Origin of the sequence: Rhodococcus sp. ACPA1 (genome assembly GCF_002300195.1) — a bacterium.
GTDB classification, from domain to species: Bacteria; Actinomycetota; Actinomycetes; order Mycobacteriales; family Mycobacteriaceae; genus Rhodococcus_F; species Rhodococcus_F opacus.
Map to the genome: position 1 here is coordinate 552343 of NZ_NSDX01000002.1, position 18375 is coordinate 570717.

At 64.1% G+C, this 18375-nt stretch carries 17 protein-coding genes; 7 read left to right on the plus strand and 10 right to left on the minus strand.

Annotated elements, in window-relative coordinates:
• Positions 1 to 415: 415 nt before the first annotated feature.
• Complete coding sequence (locus CJ177_RS09055) at positions 416 to 1213, minus strand: class I SAM-dependent methyltransferase (RefSeq protein ID WP_095867591.1); 798 nt, start codon at positions 1211 to 1213, stop codon at positions 416 to 418.
• An 83-nt stretch (positions 1214 to 1296) separates the two neighbouring features.
• Positions 1297 to 1992, minus strand: a complete 696-nt coding sequence (locus tag CJ177_RS09060) for a FadR/GntR family transcriptional regulator (RefSeq protein ID WP_095867592.1) — start codon at positions 1990 to 1992, stop codon at positions 1297 to 1299.
• 197 nt (positions 1993 to 2189) lie between these two features.
• Here CJ177_RS09060 and CJ177_RS09065 point away from each other — a divergent pair, with 197 nt between their 5' ends.
• The 6 genes from CJ177_RS09065 to CJ177_RS47945 all read left to right on the plus strand — a co-directional run bounded on the left by CJ177_RS09065 (position 2190) and on the right by CJ177_RS47945 (position 8752).
• On the plus strand, positions 2190 to 3401 hold the full coding sequence (locus CJ177_RS09065) for a CaiB/BaiF CoA-transferase family protein (protein ID WP_095867593.1): 1212 nt from the start codon (positions 2190 to 2192) through the stop codon (positions 3399 to 3401).
• The gene (locus tag CJ177_RS09070; protein ID WP_095867594.1) at positions 3398 to 4903 is read left to right on the plus strand and encodes a carboxyl transferase domain-containing protein; all 1506 of its coding nucleotides are present in this window, start codon (positions 3398 to 3400) and stop codon (positions 4901 to 4903) included. The genes CJ177_RS09065 and CJ177_RS09070 overlap by 4 nt, the downstream gene beginning before the upstream one ends.
• Before the next feature lie 130 nt (positions 4904 to 5033).
• Positions 5034 to 6173, plus strand: coding sequence for a DUF475 domain-containing protein (locus CJ177_RS09075; protein WP_095867595.1), 1140 nt, complete (start codon positions 5034 to 5036; stop codon positions 6171 to 6173).
• A 459-nt stretch (positions 6174 to 6632) separates the two neighbouring features.
• Positions 6633 to 7787 carry a citrate synthase 2 gene (locus CJ177_RS09080; protein WP_095867596.1) on the plus strand — a complete coding sequence of 385 codons (1155 nt, stop codon included), beginning with the start codon at positions 6633 to 6635 and terminating at the stop codon, positions 7785 to 7787.
• 197 nt (positions 7788 to 7984) lie between these two features.
• Positions 7985 to 8308, plus strand: a complete 324-nt coding sequence (locus CJ177_RS09085; protein WP_257014446.1) for a hypothetical protein — start codon at positions 7985 to 7987, stop codon at positions 8306 to 8308.
• A 306-nt stretch (positions 8309 to 8614) separates the two neighbouring features.
• A complete protein-coding gene (locus CJ177_RS47945) occupies positions 8615 to 8752 on the plus strand; it encodes a hypothetical protein (RefSeq protein WP_218835086.1) in 138 nt (45 codons plus the stop codon).
• A 1124-nt stretch (positions 8753 to 9876) separates the two neighbouring features.
• On the opposite strand, the gene CJ177_RS09095 is transcribed toward CJ177_RS47945, so the two are convergent.
• Positions 9877 to 12054 carry a glutamine synthetase III gene (locus tag CJ177_RS09095; protein WP_095867693.1) on the minus strand — a complete coding sequence of 726 codons (2178 nt, stop codon included), beginning with the start codon at positions 12052 to 12054 and terminating at the stop codon, positions 9877 to 9879.
• Positions 12055 to 12611: 557 nt separating this feature from the next.
• Between CJ177_RS09095 and CJ177_RS47950 the strand changes: the two genes are divergently transcribed.
• Positions 12612 to 13010 carry a hypothetical protein gene (locus CJ177_RS47950; RefSeq protein WP_218835087.1) on the plus strand — a complete coding sequence of 133 codons (399 nt, stop codon included), beginning with the start codon at positions 12612 to 12614 and terminating at the stop codon, positions 13008 to 13010.
• A gap of 368 nt (positions 13011 to 13378) precedes the next feature.
• On the opposite strand, the gene CJ177_RS09100 is transcribed toward CJ177_RS47950, so the two are convergent.
• From CJ177_RS09100 to CJ177_RS09130, 7 genes are all read right to left on the minus strand, one after another.
• A complete protein-coding gene (locus tag CJ177_RS09100; protein ID WP_095867598.1) occupies positions 13379 to 13576 on the minus strand; it encodes a 4-oxalocrotonate tautomerase family protein in 198 nt (65 codons plus the stop codon).
• Positions 13577 to 13723: 147 nt separating this feature from the next.
• Positions 13724 to 14422 (minus strand): alpha/beta fold hydrolase, encoded by a 699-nt coding sequence (locus CJ177_RS09105; RefSeq protein ID WP_218835088.1) that lies wholly within the window; start codon positions 14420 to 14422, stop codon positions 13724 to 13726.
• Between the two features lie 35 nt (positions 14423 to 14457).
• Positions 14458 to 15456, minus strand: coding sequence for a fumarylacetoacetate hydrolase family protein (locus tag CJ177_RS09110; protein ID WP_218835089.1), 999 nt, complete (start codon positions 15454 to 15456; stop codon positions 14458 to 14460).
• 30 nt (positions 15457 to 15486) lie between these two features.
• Positions 15487 to 16236, minus strand: a complete 750-nt coding sequence (locus CJ177_RS09115) for an SDR family oxidoreductase (protein ID WP_257014447.1) — start codon at positions 16234 to 16236, stop codon at positions 15487 to 15489.
• 61 nt (positions 16237 to 16297) lie between these two features.
• A complete protein-coding gene (locus tag CJ177_RS09120) occupies positions 16298 to 16975 on the minus strand; it encodes a GntR family transcriptional regulator (protein WP_095867602.1) in 678 nt (225 codons plus the stop codon).
• A complete protein-coding gene (locus CJ177_RS09125) occupies positions 16975 to 17649 on the minus strand; it encodes a polysaccharide deacetylase family protein (protein WP_095867603.1) in 675 nt (224 codons plus the stop codon). The genes CJ177_RS09120 and CJ177_RS09125 overlap by 1 nt, the downstream gene beginning before the upstream one ends.
• A complete protein-coding gene (locus tag CJ177_RS09130; RefSeq protein WP_143548657.1) occupies positions 17642 to 18265 on the minus strand; it encodes a VOC family protein in 624 nt (207 codons plus the stop codon). The genes CJ177_RS09125 and CJ177_RS09130 overlap by 8 nt, the downstream gene beginning before the upstream one ends.
• Positions 18266 to 18375 lie beyond the last annotated feature (110 nt).

Consider the following 18375-nt stretch of genomic DNA (forward strand, 5'->3'; position numbering starts at 1 on the left):
CGACGTGTCGGCACGGTGGTGGCGCGTGGCGATCGGCATGTTTGCGGTGGGGCGCAATGCGTTCACAAACTTCTGGTGGAATATCATCTTGTAGAGGGTGTTTCGTTGATCGCGGGCAATGGATTGCTGTTCTCGTAGGTGGTCGGATTGGTTCCGATCACGTTGATCGGCGGCCCGTTGTCGGACCGTCTCGGTCGCCGACCGATTATGACGCCGGCACCGGCCGCAGTGGCGTCGGCGGTGCTGGCAGTCGGAATGCAGTCGCCTGTACTGCTGGCTGCCAGCCGCGCCCTTAGAGGCCGCTGGGCCTGGGCATGGTGGTCGTCGGAGGCAGTTGGCTCAAAGAATTCTCGGATGGCCCGGATGAGGAATCGCAGCACTCGCGCTGGACAGCCGCGCTCGCTGTTAGTCGTGTTCAGCCGACGGCAGGGCATGTGCGTGCCACCGTGATTTCCCACAGCTGGTGGAACCACAGCGACACACCATCTGTGCCGCGGTGCGGGCGCATCCCGGTTTCCGCGCCACCGTCAAGCTCTGCCTCGAATCTCTCGCGAATTCGGGCCGCCGCCGATTCCTCCGTTACTGCCTGCTCTAGCCACGTTTGCACCGGGCGATCGATCTCTCGCTCGGCAACGCGGTCGACGATGAGGCCCTGCTCGCATAGCCATCCCGGGACTACGCCTCGTTGCAGCATGCGCACGTGCGAGGGATCACGCAGTCTTTCCAATCGATCCTGCCGTTCGGCAGTGCTCGGGTCGGCCGAGGCTGCCAGGTCCATCACCGCAACCCGCCCGCTCGGACGACACACGCGTGCCATCTCGACCACCGCCCGTTTCGGTTCGGTCAGATGGTGCAGCGCGAACCGCGCGAAAACTAGGGTGAATGTGGCGGGCGCGAACGGCAGTGCCTCCGCCGTCCCGCGCACGAAGTCGAGGTTCGTCAGCTCCTCGATGGCGGCGCGGCGTCGGCCTTCGGCGATCATCGCCGGCGTGCTGTCGACCGCGACGATCCGGGTGACACGCGGCGCCAGGGCCCGGCTGACGATGCCGGTCCCTCCGGCCACGTCCAGAACGACGTCGTCCGCTTCGGGTGTCAGGTGGTCCAGTAACCAGGGAACGCTCGCGGTGAAGGCGGTGTTGAGCCGCGAATCTTCGATTGTCGGTGCCTGCTGGGTGAAGGAGGTGCGGATTCGTTCCTCGTGCGAGTTCGGCATGGCACCATCCTCTCCGGCGTATCCGCTCCCGGGCTCGCCGTGCGCCGATCGGGCCGAGCTCGACGAACGAGTATCGAACCGGCTCAGCTGATCTCGCGTAGTAGCGCGACGTCGGAAACCATCCGGATGTGCGCGGCCATGGCTCGCGCGGCGGCGACGGAATCCTGCCGGCGGACCGCGTCGGCGATCTTCTTGTGACCCTCGAGCGACGCCCGCGGCCGTTCGGTCTGCGACAGCGACTCGATCCGGGTCTCGCGGACGAGCTCGGAGATCTCGTGCATGAGCTTCGCGAGCAGAGACGAGTGCGCGGCGGTCGTGATGGCCTCGTGGAACATCTCGTCACCGACCACGCCCCGATCGCCGACGGCGATCTCCGACTCCATCGTCGAGATCGCGGAATCGATCGCCGCCATCTCCGTGTCGGTGCGACGCTCGGCGGCCAGGCCGGCGAGTTTCACCTCGAGTGCCTCGCGGGCCTCGATGATGTCGGGGAGGCGGTCCGCGTGTTCCCTCAGGGCCTTGATAACGCGTTCCTCGGTTGGTCTGCGGACGAGCACGGCGCCGTCGCCGTGCCGGACCGACAGCACGCCCTGGACTTCCAGGGCGACGAGGGCCTGGCTCAGCGATGCCCGGCTGACGCCGAGTTTCGCGGCCAGTTCGCGCTCGGCGGGGAGGCGGTCGCCGGGCACCATCGCGTTGTCGGCGATGTGTGAGCAGAGTTGTTCGACGATGACCTCGTACAGGCGGGGTCGTGTCACGGGGCGCAGTTGCTCAGTCACTAGGCCACCCACTCTCCATTCCAGTGCTGTGCTGCCCTCAGAGTAGCCCTCCCCTTATTCGGGCAACGGCGTCGATCCGTAATAGCGATCACAGCATTGCTTGACAGTGGCGGCGACCACTGCTCTACTAGTGGCTAGTCCAATCAGCCACTGATCCAAATCGGTCGGCGGCGCATCGCCAGGAAGCCAGGCTCTTCATGATTTCCACTGCACAGCCCACGACCACACAGGCCGACGGGGCCCTCGACGGGATCGTCGTCGTCGATCTGACCCGCGCACTCGCCGGCCCGCACGCGGCGATGATGCTCGGCGATCTCGGCGCCGTCGTCATCAAGATCGAGACCCCGCACGGCGGCGACGACACCCGCGGATGGGGGCCGCCCTTCGTGAACCCTGCTGACGCCGAGCGGGAATCGACGTACTTCCTGTCCGCGAATCGGAACAAGAAGTCGATCACCCTCGACCTCAAGGCCGACGACGGCCGGGCCACCCTCGAAGCCCTCGTCCGGCGCGCCGACGTCCTCATGGAGAACTTCCGCACCGGCGTCCTCGACCGCCTGGGATTCACCACCGAACGGCTCGCGGAGCTGAACCCGCGCCTGGTCGTCCTGTCCATCAGCGGATTCGGTCACGACGGACCCGAAGGCGGACGCGCGGGGTACGACCAGATCGCGCAGGGCGAGGCCGGACTGATGTCGCTGACCGGCCCCAATCCCGACGACGTCCAGCGCGTCGGCGTGCCCATCGCGGACCTGCTCGCCGGCATGTACGGGGCGTTCGGCGTCGTCGCCGCCCTGCAGGAACGTGAGCGCACCGGACGGGGCCGCGTCGTGCGAACGTCGTTGCTGGCCAGCGTCGTCGGCGTGCACGCCTTCCAGGGGACGAAGTGGACCGTCGCCGGCGAGGTCGGCGAGGCGCAGGGCAACCACCATCCCTCGATCTCGCCCTACGGGCTGTTCCGCACCGCCGACGGCGCCGTCCAGATCTCCGTCGGCAGCGAAGGACTGTGGAAGCGGTTCTGCGCGGGCTTCCACCTCGATCCGGACACCCCCGGAATGGCCACGAATCCCGAACGCGTCGAGAACCACAAGCAGGTCCTGGAACTGGTCGAGGACGTATTCGGCGCGTACACCAGCGACGAACTTCTCATCGAACTCGACCGCATCGGGGTGCCCGCCGGACGCGTCCGGACGATCTCCGAAGTCTACGAATGGGAGCAGACCAAGTCGCAGGGACTGCTGATCGACGTCGACCACCGCACACTCGGCAACATCACGCTGCCGGGCCCGCCCCTGCGGTTCTTCGAACCGGACGGCACCGAGGTCACCCGCACCCGGCACACCGCACCGCCGGTCCTCGGCGCCGACAACGACACCGTGTCCGAGTGGTTGCAGGAGGCGGTCCGATGACCCGCCTGACCGCGCATGAACTGATCGACCTGGTTTTCGATCGTGACTCGTGGAAATCGTGGGATACCGACATTACCGAGCCCGCCAGGAACGACGCGTACGCCGACGAACTTGCGGCAGCACGTAAGAAGACCGGGTTGGACGAATCCGTCGTGACCGGAGCGGCTCTGCTGCGGGGTCGCCGGGTCGCGGTCCTAGTTTGCGATTTCGGATTTCTCGCGGGATCGATTGGGGTGGCCGCCGGCCGCCGACTCGTCACCGCGATCGAGTGGGCCACCGCAGCGAAGCTGCCACTGATCGCCTTACCGGTCTCGGGCGGAACACGTATGCAGGAAGGAACCACCGCATTCCTGCAGATGGTCAAGATCACCGCCGCCGTGACCGCCCACAAAGCGGCCCATCTTCCGTACCTGGTGTATCTCCGAAACCCCACCACTGGAGGGGTGTTCGCGTCATGGGGGTCACTCGGACATGTCACGGTCGCCGAGCCGGGTGCGCTCGTCGGCTTCCTCGGCCCCCGGGTTTACGAAGCGTTGTACGGTGCCCCATTCCCACCTGGCGTGCAGACGGCGGAGAACCTCCAAGCACACGGACTGGTCGACGCCGTCCGCCCGCCGGAGCAACTCGCCGAAATCCTTGACCGTGCCTTACGAATCACGACCTCACGTCCGACCGACGACGAACGCACATCCGACGCCGCGCCCATCACGCTGCCCGAGACCCCCGCGTGGGAATCAGTGCTCGCCTCTCGGCGCACCGGCCGCCCCGGAGTCCGCGAACTACTGTTCAACGCCGCCGCCGACGTACTGCCCCTGAACGGCACCGGACAGGGAGAGAAGGATCCCGGCCTGACCCTCGCGCTGGTCCGCTTCGGTGATGTCCCCTGCGTTCTACTCGGCCAGGACCGAAACGGGCAGACCGCACAACGCCCCCTCGGTCCGGCGGCACTGCGTGAGGCACGCCGCGGCATCCGCCTGGCGCAAGAGCTCGACCTCCCGCTGGTCACAGTCATCGACACCGCCGGCGCGGCCCTGTCGAAGGAAGCGGAGGAAGGCGGACTCGCCGGCGAGATCGCCCGATGCCTGGCCGAACTCGTAGCGTTGAGAACACCCACGGTGTCGTTGCTGCTCGGCCAGGGCACCGGGGGAGGGGCGCTTGCTCTGCTCCCGGCGGACCGAGTTCTCGCCGCCCAACACGGGTGGCTCTCGCCGCTGCCACCGGAAGGGGCGAGCGCGATCATCCATCGCGACGTCGACCATGCGCCCGAAATGGCTGCCGCACAGCATATTCGGGCGGAAGATCTACTCGCCGGCGGTGTCGTGCACACGGTGATACCCGAGTTCCCCGATGCCACGGACGAACCGGTGCAATTCTGTGAACGCGTCGGTACGGCCCTCCACACGGCACTGCTCGCTCTCATCAGACAGGACCCCCAACAGCGTCTGGCCGATCGATTCGAACACTTCAGTCGGATCGGCGAACCCCTGACGGTGGCGGTGTAACACCGTCAGGCGGAGGTCTCTTGCCGCATGCCTCCACGGGCCTGGCAATGAGACCAGCGGTGTGACAGGGAGAGTCCCTACCTCCCCGCGGAGCTCACCCTGCATGCCCACTAGAGAAAGGCCACGCTTCGTGGTTCTGCGCATATTCGGTCTCTCCTTCGCCGTGACGGTGATCTCCCTCATCATCGCGGCGATCTACGGAGGCCCCCAGGCCGTCCTCCTCGTGGTGATCCTGTCGATCCTCGAGATCTCGCTGTCGTTCGACAACGCCGTCATCAACGCCACCGTGCTGCGCCGGATGAGCGAGTTCTGGCAGAAGATCTTCCTCACCGTCGGCATCGTCATCGCGGTGTTCGGCATGCGCCTGGTCTTCCCCCTCGTCATCGTGTGGCTCGCGTCCGGTCTCGGCCCCGTCGCCGCCCTCGACCTGGCCCTCAACCCGCCTGCCGACGGCGCCGCGTACTTCCCCGACGGGAGCGCCAGCTACGAAACCCTGCTCACCGACGCGCACCCGCAGATCGCGGCGTTCGGCGGCATGTTCCTGCTGATGCTGTTCCTCGGCTTCATCCTGGAAGAGCGGGAGATCACCTGGCTGTCCTGGCTGGAGAAGCCCCTCGCCCGCGCGGGCAAGCTCGACCAGCTGGCCGTCATCATCGCCGGCGCCCTGCTGCTGATCACCGCCGCGTACATCGCCCCCGCGGACACGGTCTCCACGGTGATGATCGCCGGCGTCCTCGGCATGGTGACCTACATCGCCGTCAACGGTCTCGGTGAGCTGTTCAACACGCCCGAGGAAGACGAGAACGGCGAACTGGTCGAAGGGTCCAAGGGCGGACCGACCGAGCTGGCCAAGGCCACCGGTAAGGCCGGGTTCTTCCTGTTCCTCTACCTCGAGGTCCTCGACGCGTCGTTCTCCTTCGACGGTGTGATCGGCGCGTTCGCGATCACGTCCGACCCGATCATCATCGCCCTCGGCCTCGGTTTCGTCGGCGCGATGTTCGTCCGTTCCATCACGGTGTTCCTGGTCCGCAAGGGCACCCTGTCGGACTACGTGTACCTCGAGCACGGCGCCCACTGGGCCATCGGCGCACTGGCCGTGATCCTGCTGGTGTCGATCGGCTACCACGTCAACGAGAACGTCACCGGACTCGTGGGCGTCGCCCTCATCGGTGCCGCCTTCATCTCCAGCATCGTCCGCAACCGCCGCAACCCTGAATCGGTGTTCACCAAAGACCGTGGCGACGAGCAAATGCCGGTCACCGTCGGCTAATCATCACGACAGGAGCCGGAATCAACCATGCATATCATGCCGAACGCCTATCGGTCGAATCCTCACGGGCACTCCCGATTACAGAACTCGGCATGTTTTCCGCGGAACACGAGATAGGTTCCCGAGTCGCCTTCCGGCTGAAAGCATCCAGCCCTGAGTTTCCCAGATGCGCGGATGAACCCGTGCAATCTGCGAAGCGTCGGCACGACGCTCGACGCAGCATCGCTCCCTACGAAGGAGACGCTGACGAGCGTTGACCGACCGGTTCGAGTGTTGCACCCCCATCGGCTGCCCGACGCCGATCCGGGTGAACCGCACGAACCAGCCTCGAAGCGTTGCGACCTATAGGCCGCAACGCTTCGAGGCCCTCACGGAATTGACACAGTTCGCCGCCAGCCGCTCTCGACACCCTCAATTACTCACGCGTGGCATCAGCCACACCGGAAGCCAAGGAGAACAATGTCCGTTCAGACAGCTGTGTCCGGCCTTATCCCCACGCCCGGACCCGAGACGCCGGATGATTTCGTGACCGGTTTGGAAGGTGTGGTCGCGTTCACCAGCGACATCGCCGAACCCGACAAGGACGGCGGCGCCCTGCGCTACCGCGGCGTCGACATCGAAGAACTCGTCGAGGGGCACGTCACCTTCGGCAACGTGTGGGCCCTGCTCGTCGACGGTCGGTTCGGCCCCGGACTGCCCCCGGCCGAACCGTTCCCGCTGCCCGTGCACACCGGCGACGTCCGCGTCGACGTCCAGGCCGGCCTCGCCATGCTCGCCCCCATCTGGGGATACCAGCCCCTCCTCGACATCGACGACGACACCGCCCGCGAACAACTCGCCCGCGCCTCCGTGATGGCCCTGTCCTACGTCGCCCAGTCCGCCCGCGGTATCTACCAGCCCGCCGTCCCGCAGAGACGGATCGACGAGGCCACAACCGTCACCGAACGGTTCATGGTCCGCTGGAAGGGCGACCCCGACCCCGCCCACGTCGCCGCCATCGACGCCTACTGGGTCTCCGCCGCCGAACACGGCATGAACGCCTCCACCTTCACCGCCCGCGTCATCGCCTCCACCGGCGCCGACGTCGCCGCGTCCCTGTCCGGGGCGATCGGCGCGATGTCCGGCCCCCTGCACGGCGGCGCCCCCGCCCGCGTCCTGCCGATGATCGAGGACACCGAGAAGTCCGGCGACGCCCGCGCCCTGGTCAAGGGTATCCTCGACCGCAAGGAAAAGCTGATGGGCTTCGGGCACCGCGTCTACCGCGCCGAAGACCCCCGCGCCCGGGTGCTGCGCGCCACCGCGAAACGGCTGAACGCCCCCCGCTACGAGGCGGCCGCCGCCCTCGAGCAGGCCGCCCTCGCCGAACTGCGCGAACGCCGCCCCGACCGGGCCATCGAAACCAACGTCGAATTCTGGGCCGCGGTCATCCTCGACTTCGCCGAGGTCCCCGCGCACATGATGCCCGCGATGTTCACCTGCGGCCGCACCGCCGGCTGGTGCGCCCACATCCTCGAACAGAAGCGTCTCGGCAAGCTCGTCCGCCCCGCCGCCATCTACACCGGACCCGCACCCCGCACCCCCGAGTCCGTCGACGGCTGGGTCCAACGAGCATGAATCTCTGCGGGAGCGCCGGGAGTAAGACAACCGAACCCGGCCCGACGCACGTCTCCGCGTCCGGGGCGGCGGGGAACTGTCCTCTTCCGCCTCTGAGGTCCGGTGGCCGGTTGCACATCGGCGAAGGCCGGCCCTGGCGTCGAGCGCTCGACTGTGTGGCGGTAGGCGGCAGCGAGGGTCGGCGGCCGTGGCATGGGGTGACGAACGTCCACGATCTGGATTTGCTCCTTGTTGTGCTCTCGACAGATCCCCGCATGGTGTTGTGCCTGGAGGTTGCGGACGGACTTGTGGCCGACCACGGCGGCAACATCGTAGTTCGCTCTCCCGAGACGGTGATGTTCCGTCACGGCATCCTGTTCGATGCAGTGAAAAAGCGTTCAGGGCTTAATGTTCGGATGTACGAGAGCTACCACGGGGCGGATGCGCGTGCGATCTGGGTCGCCCTCGACGAGGAGTATCACCTCGATACCCCATGGTTCACACCCGCGCGGTGGCTCGAAGGCCACGGGGTCGACTTCTAGCTGTGTCCGAACCGGGAACAAGGCCCCCGGCATGATGCTCTCTCGGCCAATACAGCTTGTTGCTGACACGCGATACAGCCCCGTAGATATTCGGCGTACCCATGTCGGGGAGCCGCGAATGGGACGACACCTCAGCCGATAGCTGGGAAGACGGCAACGATACGAGCCGCCGACAAAGGTACCCACCCACCGCTTCTCTTTGCCGAGTGTGACGAAACATGAAGTATTCCAAGGGTGCTTCGAAAAAGTGAGGCCACAGCGATGGTAGGCCTTCGGGACGCCACGGTCACATCAAGGGAGGTGATGGTGGGAACGTCGACGGAGCAAGTAGTCAGTGGGACCGCGGACGAGATGATGCAGGAGCACATCCTCAGCGACGTCTTCGACACACCTGTTCGTGTCCACACCATCGACGGACAGCGCACCGCGATCTACGTACGCTGAGCAGTCCTCGATCAGCACGCGCCAGGTGATGTCGTAGCCGCCGACGAACAATGACGCCACCGCCAGCGCGATCACGGACACCACGATCGAGGGGAGCAGTATCGCTCTGACTGTCATCTCAGCTGTGTTTCTCTCGGGCTCGGCCCGCGACCGTGGCCGGCATCCGGCGCAGGTGGGTCGCGGCAGGGCCTGTCCGCGCCGTACACGGTCGAGCAGGTCGAGTCGTACGCTGCGTTGAACCTGCTGATCCTGCACGACGCAAACCCGAGCGCACACCGCGACGGCGGCCTCGCATCAATCGAGCCAACAAGGGCCACACAGAATCGTCGTCTGCCACCCGTCCCGGCAGATAGCTACCCTGCCCCGGCAACGGAATCTCCGGATCCCGGTGGCCGACCTCGCCTACCCGCCGAAAATGACCCATTATCGAGCACGGGTTCGCAGATTTGCTGCTCCCACCGCGTCGAACGTCTCGCGGAGTGACCGAAGATCCGCTCGAAACGGGCGTCACAGCGTCGAATGCGCAGAAATAGGGGTCCGAATCCGATCGCGGACCCAATAGGTGAACACAACACGGTCTAAGGGGTGCACACCCTTGCCGGGGTGTTCACCTATGGCGAGCAACGATGCAGGCCTTGGTAGTTCCCCGAAATTACGGGCCGGTAATCACACGAAAGCCAGGCCTCTAATCACACCTGATTCCCCGCGCTGCGGGCACATTCGCGCCCTACCGGCGAATCGGTGGTGATGGCTGCAGCTCGTGCTGGTGGGCGGGCGCTGGAGGATCGGCCGACCTCCGCCGGCGAGGAGTCCGTGGGTCGCTGCCAGTCTGTGGGATGACTGCTGTAAACGAATATTTACGCAGTGTCTCCGGTGAAACAGCAGGGCAGTGCACCTTTGCCCTGCAGAGCGTAGATTGACGCCGTCGATCAGGGATTTCGTGGGTTTGGCGACAGAAATCGCCGTGGCACGCCCGGACCTCGCACAACTTGTCTGTGATGACTCGTATCACGTGGATCTCTCCGGATACCAGCGACTTCGCAAGTTCCGTGGCGATTTGTTCTGCGATCTCCGGGGGACGAACAGCAGAATCCGATCCGATTGCGATTGGCGCGCGTAGTCGGTTACAGAATGTAGAGCATTTCCTGGTAGGTGGGCAGAGGCCAAAGATCATCGGCAACGACGTCCTCGAGCGTGTCGGCGGCGGTCCGGACCGCGGTCATCGCGGGCAGGAGAACCTTCTGCGCGTACTGTGCTTCTTCGAGGGTCAACTCGCGTGGTTGTTCGGCCAATGCGTCGCTGAGGGTGGTCAGCGCTGTGCGTAGATCGCTGAGTGGACCGGAGACCGCGTTCAGCAGGGTGAGGTCTACTTCCGCGCCCACTGCCTTTAGCGCTGCCAGGTTCTGCGCTACCTCGGTCTGATGACGCACGGCGGCGGGCAAGACGATGGTGGTGCCCATCTCGAGGGTGAGACGGGCTTCCACTCCGATGGTCAGGGTGTATTGCTCAAGACCGATCTCGTACCGGCTGTGCATCTCTCGGTTATTGAACACCTGGTACTTGTCGAACAGCTCCAGTGCCGACTCGCTGATGAGCTCCGGTAGTGCGTCCAGGGTGGTGCGAAGGTTGGGTAGGCCGCGCGATTCGGCTTCGAGTTGCCAGTTGTCGGAGTATCCGTCACCGTTGAACACCACCGAGCCGTGATCTGTGATGATCTCGGTCAGCAGATTCTGGACAGCAGTATCGAATTCAGCTCCGTCTGCGACTGCTGTCTCGAGTTCGGTTGCGATGAAGTCCAAGGCTTCGGCCATGATCGTGTTGATCGTGACGATCGGTCCATTGACGGTCTGCATCGAACCGGGCGCTCGGAATTCGAACCTATTGCCGGTGAAGGCGAAGGGGCTGGTGCGGTTGCGGTCCCCAGGATCGGTCGGGAGTGCCGGCAGTGTGTCGGCGCCGATCAGCATGGTGCCCTTTCCTTTCGAGGACGTGGCCGCACCCTTGGCGATTTGGTCGAAGACATCGGCAAGCTGATCGCCGAGGAAGACGGAGATGATGGCCGGCGGGGCCTCGTTGGCGCCGAGGCGGTGGTCATTGGTTGCCGACGCGACCGACGCTCGGAGCAGTCCGCCGTATTTGTGCACTGCGCGAATGACCGCGGCGCAGAAGACGAGGAACTGGGCGTTGTCGTGCGGGTTGTCGCCGGGTACGAGGAGGCTGCCAAGTTCAGAATTACCAAGCGAGAAGTTGACGTGCTTGCCTGAGCCGTTGACCCCCTCGAACGGCTTTTCGTGGAACAAGCACTCCATTCCGTGCTTCTTGGCCGTCGTCTTGAACGTGGTCATCAACAGTTGCTGATGATCCGCGGCGATGTTGCCACGTTCGAACATTGGGGCGATTTCGAACTGGCCTGGTGCGACTTCGTTGTGGCGGGTCTTGGCAGGAATGCCCAGTTTGAAAAGTTCACGTTCGGTGTCCATCATAAAGCCGAGCACCCGCTCCGGAATCGCCCCGAAGTAGTGGTCGTCAAATTCTTGACCCTTGGGCGGCTTCGAACCGAAGAGGGTGCGGCCCGCGTTGAGCAAATCGGGCCGGGCCAGGAAAAAGTGCCGGTCTACCAGGAAGTACTCCTGCTCCGGGCCGCAGAACGAGACGACGTGCTCGGCGTCTTCGTGCCCGAACAGTGCCAGGATCCGTTCGGCATGCTTGCCCATCGCCTGCTGAGAGCGCAGTAACGGTGTCTTATGGTCCAACGCTTCACCGGTCATGGACACGAAAACTGTGGGGATACACAGGGTGTTGCCGTTAGGGTTTTCGAGCACGTACGCCGGACTTGTCACATCCCACCCGGTGTATCCGCGGGCCTCGAACGTGTTACGCAGACCACCATTTGGAAAGCTTGAGGCATCCGGTTCACCCTGGATGAGAGTCTTTCCAGCAAACTCGGCAAGCGCCGAACCATCACCGACTGGGTCGAAGAAGCTGTCGTGCTTCTCGGCCGTCAGGCCCGTCAAGGGATAGAACACATGGGCGTAATGCGTCGCTCCCTTCTCGAGTGCCCAGTCCTTCATGGCCGCCGCAACAGCGTCGGCCACCATGGGGTCGAGGGGCATTCCCTGGTCGATCGTCGCCATCACCGACTTGAACACCGATTTCGGCAAACGCTTTTGCATGACCATCTTGCTGAAGACGTTGGCTCCGAAGTTTCCGCCCGGCGTTTCCGAGTCCAGGAACGTCACGGCCGGCGGCACGTACGCTTCGACATCCTTGATCGCTCGGAGGCGAACGCCATTTCCCGTCATGAGGTACCCTTCGGATTTGGTTCGCATGGTCTGCGGAACCGACTCGGCCGACTGTACGAACCCGAGATCACGCCCATGTTTCCGCGCTGTGTCGGCTGTGTGGCGTGACCGTGCGGCCCGCTAGAGATCGGATCCCGAACCGGCGGCCCGACCGCCCAGCCGACATTGAGTGTTATGGCGGTGCTGAGCGGGTGATTTCGTTGCTGGGTGTCGGTCGTCGGGGAGGCTGACGATCGCCGGGGTTTGAACGTTCGAGGAAGTGCCGGATCTCGTTCGGTGGCTACATGGTTCGCGTCACCGGTTGCGCCTCGGGGTCGTTCCGCTTCATGGGTGATGTTGGATCCCCCGGGCTGTGGTTCGCAGAAGCCTTCTTCACCCGGCGCAACGGAGCGACATGGGTAGAGTTCGCCCTACCGCGTGGCGGCGACGGCGGCTACCAGTGGGGCGCGCCTTCTGTGGCCACCGCAGTGCAGGACTGTCGTCAATTACACGACGCAATGTGATGATTGGCCGGCCGGCACGCGGCGAGTCACATTGTCGAAGCGCTCGCGCACGCCGTGATCGACGTCGAACTGCCGGTCCTGCGGGACTATAGGTTACCGGTGCAGATCGAAACGCCCCAGGCGTTATTGGCTGTGTTTGGCCTCTTGGCTAGGAAGCACGCGCTGACCGGTGAGTGCTTCGACGACGCCGGCGAGATCGGTGGGGGAGAGGTGTTCGGACGTATATGTGCGTGGCCGTTCTTCCCGGTGTGGTCTCTGGGGTGTCTTGTTGTCGTCCATGGCGCGGTTACCCATCGTGTTGGGGTTGATGAACTTCGAGAGCCGGTGTCGTGTAGATCGCTGCTGGTGCGGGAAGAGGGGGTCCGCGTGACGTCTGACTATCCGAAGGAGAACCGTCGGCGGCGATGGCGGCGATGGCGGCGTTGGATGCGGTTGCCGCGCCGTCCACACTGAGCGGCACGCGCACTCCACACGTAGCGTCGACCGCATGCCAGCGCCACGAAACGCTTCTGCGCCATCCGACGGTCCCGCGTCCCGCCACCTGGGTGCTCGGTGCATAGAGACCTAACCGGGGCTGGAGCAGGGCGGCGGGGCGGCCGTCGTCCTGCCGGGTCTGCGCCCGGCATCGCGGTCGCGTAGGGCACTTCGGGTGGCGGATAGAGCCGGAATTGCATCCGGCTTCCAATCGAGTCTATTTCGTACGGGCGACCATCTGATCGACCTCGGTCGCGTGGACTACCGAAAGGCTGGGTCTCCTCGTCTGCGACAACTGTTTCGCCCGACGGGCGAACGAGGTTACGACTGCCCGCACTTCCCGATACTCAGCTGACAGACCGCCGCTCCGCAATCGTCACATCGCCGGCAGCCCAGTGTGTGAGCGGAACCTCTCGGATAACGACCCGCACGTTGGTCTGCGGAGAGCCGAGTGCGCGGGAGGCGGCGTCGGTCAGCTCGCGGATAAGTGCCCGTAGCTGTGCGGGTGCGCACCCCTCTGCGACGGTCACGTCGATGAATGGCATGTCAATGGCTCCAGGGTTTGTTAGTGAACACAGGGGAGGCTCCTGACGGTTGCCTCCATGTCGTGCGCGCCTACTGCATGGCTGTCTTTTGCGCCTCTGTACGTGACGGTCCTGTCGGTGGTTGTCGAAGACCAGCGCGTGGTCGATTTAGGCGAGCGATTCGAGTAGATTCGCGACTGCTCGTGGGTTCGACACCATGGCATCGTGGCCGCCGGTGATCGTCAGATAGCTCCAGTCCTGACGCTGTTGTGCATAGTGGGCTGCCGTTCCCACGCCGTCGAACTCGGGCTCGATGCAACGTACGTAGGTACACGGCAGACCGTTCCCGATTTCGTGCGACAACTTCTGAGGAGAGGTGTCGGCACCGAAGGGCTGGGGGGTCAGTCGCCGCTGCACCCAGGCGATGTCATCGGGAGCGCTCAGCCCGAAGGCCTCCGGAGCCGGCGGTGGGATACTGATCCCTCCGCTCGATTCCTGAGCCGATTTGATCCGAGCCTCCCTCTGGGCGGGTGTCATGACTTCGAGACGGCTCTGGCCGGGTGTCGGGAAGCCGCCGTCCAGAAACACCAAGTGCGAGAGCTGGTTCGGGATCCGATCGGCAACTCCTACGACCGTTCGGGTACCGAAACTGTGTCCGACCAGGACGACATGGTGTAGCTCCTCCGCGAGGATCAGCGCGGTGATGTCCTCGACGAAGGTGTCGATTGTGATCCGTTCGTCGAGGAGATGAGCGCGGTCGCCGCACCCGGTCTGGGAGGGCGTATAGACACGGTGGCCGCGGTCCTGGAGAAGGTCCCGCACCCTGCTCCAGCACCACCCTCCGTGGTAGGCGCCATGCACGAGCACGAAGGACGTCGGGCCCCCGGCAGGTTTCGTCGGCGTCAACGTTCGGCCCCAGTTCCAGCCACGAAGTGCTCGGCAGACGAGTCCTGCCGCTGGCCGACGACACCACGCACCGGGTTCCTCATCGTGCCTACTTCGGCCACATACGTTTCCAGCACCATCCCGTCGACCAAGTACAGGGGCGGTTCGCGGCGGGTCCCGACGCCTTCCGGGGTACCGGTGAAGATCAGGTCGCCGGGCTCGAGGGTGACGTAGCGGCACGTCCACTCGACGAGCTCGGGTATCGAGTAGATGAGTTGTTCGGTAGTCCCATGCTGGACCTGTTGCCCGGACAGGCGCCCTGAGAGAGCGATGTTGTTCAGATCGGAGACTTCGTCCAGTGTCGCCATCACAGGCCCGATTGGAGAGAAGGTGTCGTACGACTTCGCGAGCGAGAACTGTCCGAGCGGAGGTCGCCGCTGCTCGAAGCGATCGGAGATGTCCTGTCCGGCCGTGACACCGACCAAGTGGTCCCAGACGTCGGCGGCCGCGACGCCACGCATCTGCTTGCCGACTACTACTACGACTTCTGCCTCGTAGTCGATCATAGTGCAGGTGTCGGGCACCTCGATGGGGTCGAACGGCCCGCAGATAGAGCTGGTGAGCTTAGGAAAAACAGCGGGTTCGTTTGGAACCTCGCGCTTGGACTCGACCGCGTGGTCGTAGAAGTTCAACGCCACTGCAAGAATTTTGCCAGGCCGGGGCACTGGGGGACCGTAGTCGCTCAACTCGGCGGTGAAGGTCTCGACGTTCGGATCTTTGGCGAGCACCAGCCGCGCGCGTTCGATCAGTGACGGCTGGACATACGCCATCGGATCGTCGGGGAGCTCACCGCCGCTGACTCGGTTGAGGTCCACGAGCCGTTCACCGTCAACGGCGCAAGCCCGGCCGCGGATATTCGCAAGTTTCATAAACTGATGTCCTTCGCTGTCACGCTCGCAGACTGGCTGCAACAGACGTGGTGAGTGGTCGGTACCGCTGCTGCCCTCGATATCCAAGGCGACAGAATTTCTTTGACTGAGCTGCACTCAAACCAAGGCGGGGTAGCTACCGCCGTCGAGGTGAAGGTTCTGCCCGGAAATGTATCCGGCTTGGGTGCCACACAGGAATGCGCACGCCGCACCAAACTCGTCGGGGTCGCCCAAGCGGCCGGCTGCAATCGAACGCACTTGCCGGGCTCGGGCCTCCTCGTAGGTGATGCCATCTCGCGTTGTCGCGACTTTCGCCATGTAGCGCTGTCGCTCGGTGTCGAAGCGTTCCGGCAGTAGATTGTTGATTGTCACGTTGTGCTTGACGACGTCGAGGGAAAGGCCCTTGACCGCGGCAGTGAGCGCAGCTCGCGCGGCAGACGATGTGGCCATCGTGGGTCGCGGCGTCGTGACCATGGCCGAAGTGATGTTCACGATGCGCCCGAATTGCCGCTCACACATTCCGTCGATTACGGCATTGATCATCGCTGTGTGGGCCAGGAGATTCCCGTCGAGCGCGTGCATCCACTCGGTTCGACCGGACTTTTGAAAGGAGCCGGGTGGCGGACCACCGTTGTTCGTTACAAGAATGTCGGGCTCCGAGCACGCGCGAAGCAACTCGGTTCTCGTCGATTCCAGCGTGATATCACCTTGGACCGCCACCACCGTTCCACTGCCCCCATTCTCGCGAAGCGCGGCGGCTGCCTTCTCGAGCGCGTCGAGGCGACGACCATTGATCACGACATGGACGCCTTCGGCGTGGAGCGCCTTTGCGCACGCGAAGCCGAGTCCTTCCGAGGACGCGGCCACGATGGCCCATCGGCCGTTCAGTTGTAGATCCATTGCGCTGCTTTCATCCTGCTGTGGTTAATCATTGGCTCTTGGCGAGCGAGTGCAGGCACGCTTGTCTGGTGGCGTCGATGTGGTGGTGAAGAAGGCGTGCGGCCTCGTCTGCGTTGCGGGAAATGACCGCCTTGGCGATCGCGGCGTGCTCGGCTGCGACATTGCGAGTCTTTCCCTGCCGTAGCTTCGCCATCTGTCGAATGATCTCGGACTGGTCGTAGAGCTGGGCGCGGAACGCCAGCAGCCGCGGTGATTCGCATGCCTCCGCGCAGACCGCGTGGAAGGTGCGATGCGCGTCTGTCCAGAGTTCGTTGGCCTCCGGATCGTCCTCGAGTGACGCGTTCGGCGTCTCCGCAAGTTCGTGATGTGCGGCGAGCACGCGCGCTTCCCAGCTGAGGTCGCCGAGTTCGATTGACCTGCGCACCGCCAAGGATTCAATCTCCGAGCGGATGAATGCCACGTCGTTGATCTCGGCGTCGGTCAGGGACGGGACCGAGAAGCCCTTGTTCGGTTCCAGGGCCACCAGGCCCTGGCTGGACAGATGGGTCAGCGCTTCGCGCACGACGCTGACACTTGCTCCGTACTCTTCGCACAGCTGCGTCAGCCTGAATCGGTGGCCAGGTGGAAAGTGTCCTCGCAGGAGGTTCTTTCGGATCTGCAGATATATCATGTGGTTCCGGGTCTCTGCACCGCTAGTTCGAGCCATCACTTTGCTCCTGTCACAGTGGAGGTGGACGGGTCCGTTACATAGTCTTTGCGGAACGACGGGGAGGGGGTTCCCTCCTTGACGGGAGTGCAGTCGTCCGGGAAGTCCTGAACGAACGTCACGCCTCGTGCTGCGGCCGTGTCGAGAAACCGGGGCAGGTCATCCATGGCTCCGGTGGGCAAGTCGTGAACGACCAGAACGTGGTGGTCACGTTCTGGTAGCAGCTCCAATGCCCTGTCGACCCATCCCGTCGGGAACTTGGTGTCCCTGACGAAGATGGTCCACAGCGCGACGGTGAATGCGTTCGCGGTCAGATAGTCCGCGGTGATCGGTGTCAGCAGATGCGGTCCGATCGAACCATGTCCCGTCGGGCGGAACAGACGGTGAGGTTCGCCGAGCGGACCCAGCAATTCCTGGGCTCCAGTGATCTCGGCGAGTTCACGCTCAGGATCGTTGAGCGTGCCCAGCGGTTCGCCGTGGGTCATCGTGTGGTTGCCGATCCAATGCCCTTGCACGCGAGCGCGTTCGACCAACGACCGGCCCTCTGCGGTCTGCAGCTTGCGCCCGATAACGAAGAACGTGGCCTTGAGGTTCCGTTCCTCTAGGACATCGAGAACGTGGTCGGTGACCCCAGGGGTGGGACCGTTGTCGAAGGTAAGTGTCAGTTCAGGCATTGGGCTCCGCCGGGCGTTTCGGATAGTGCGCTACGGAGTGCGACTGTGGACGCCAGTCGTTGTTCGTGGCGTGATCGCCGGCAAGCCAGCGGGACAGCTCCGTACGAGCGTCGGACAACCGCTTCGCGCGGATCTCCTCGACGAACGGCGGGTCGACCGCAATCTCGACTTCGAGCCCGTCCGGCGAGGTCACGTACAGCGACTTCACGTAACCGTGATCCTGGATCATGTGCGGATAGTCCTCGGCCAGAAGTCGCTCGTGAATCGCCTGCATCGATTCCTCGGTAGAGTTGAGCGCGACGTGGTTGTACCTGTTCGTCTTGCCGACGAGGTACTCGCGATCGTGAGGCCTCCCCATCTGGAAGAAGGCCAACGCGCTGCAGTCATCGAGTTGATAGAAGGTGTGACAGAACGTCATGCCCGGCGTGGTCGCCGATTCCTCACACCACGTCGCAACCAGCGGCAGCCCAATCAGGTCCTCAATGAAATGCCGATTCACCTCTTGGTCGAGGACCGAAGTCGCTGCATGGTGCAACCGACTCAGCCCAGCCTTCGGTCGAGCGTCCTCGGTGGTTCCCTGGGTCATTTTGTTTGTTCCTCCTCGGGTATGGATCACAGCGTCGGGGGTGCAACGGGCACTCGATGGCGGACTACGAGCAGGGCCGGGAACCGGACCCATATTATCGTTTATATGGATAATACTCGACTGTTGGTAGGGCGGCAAGC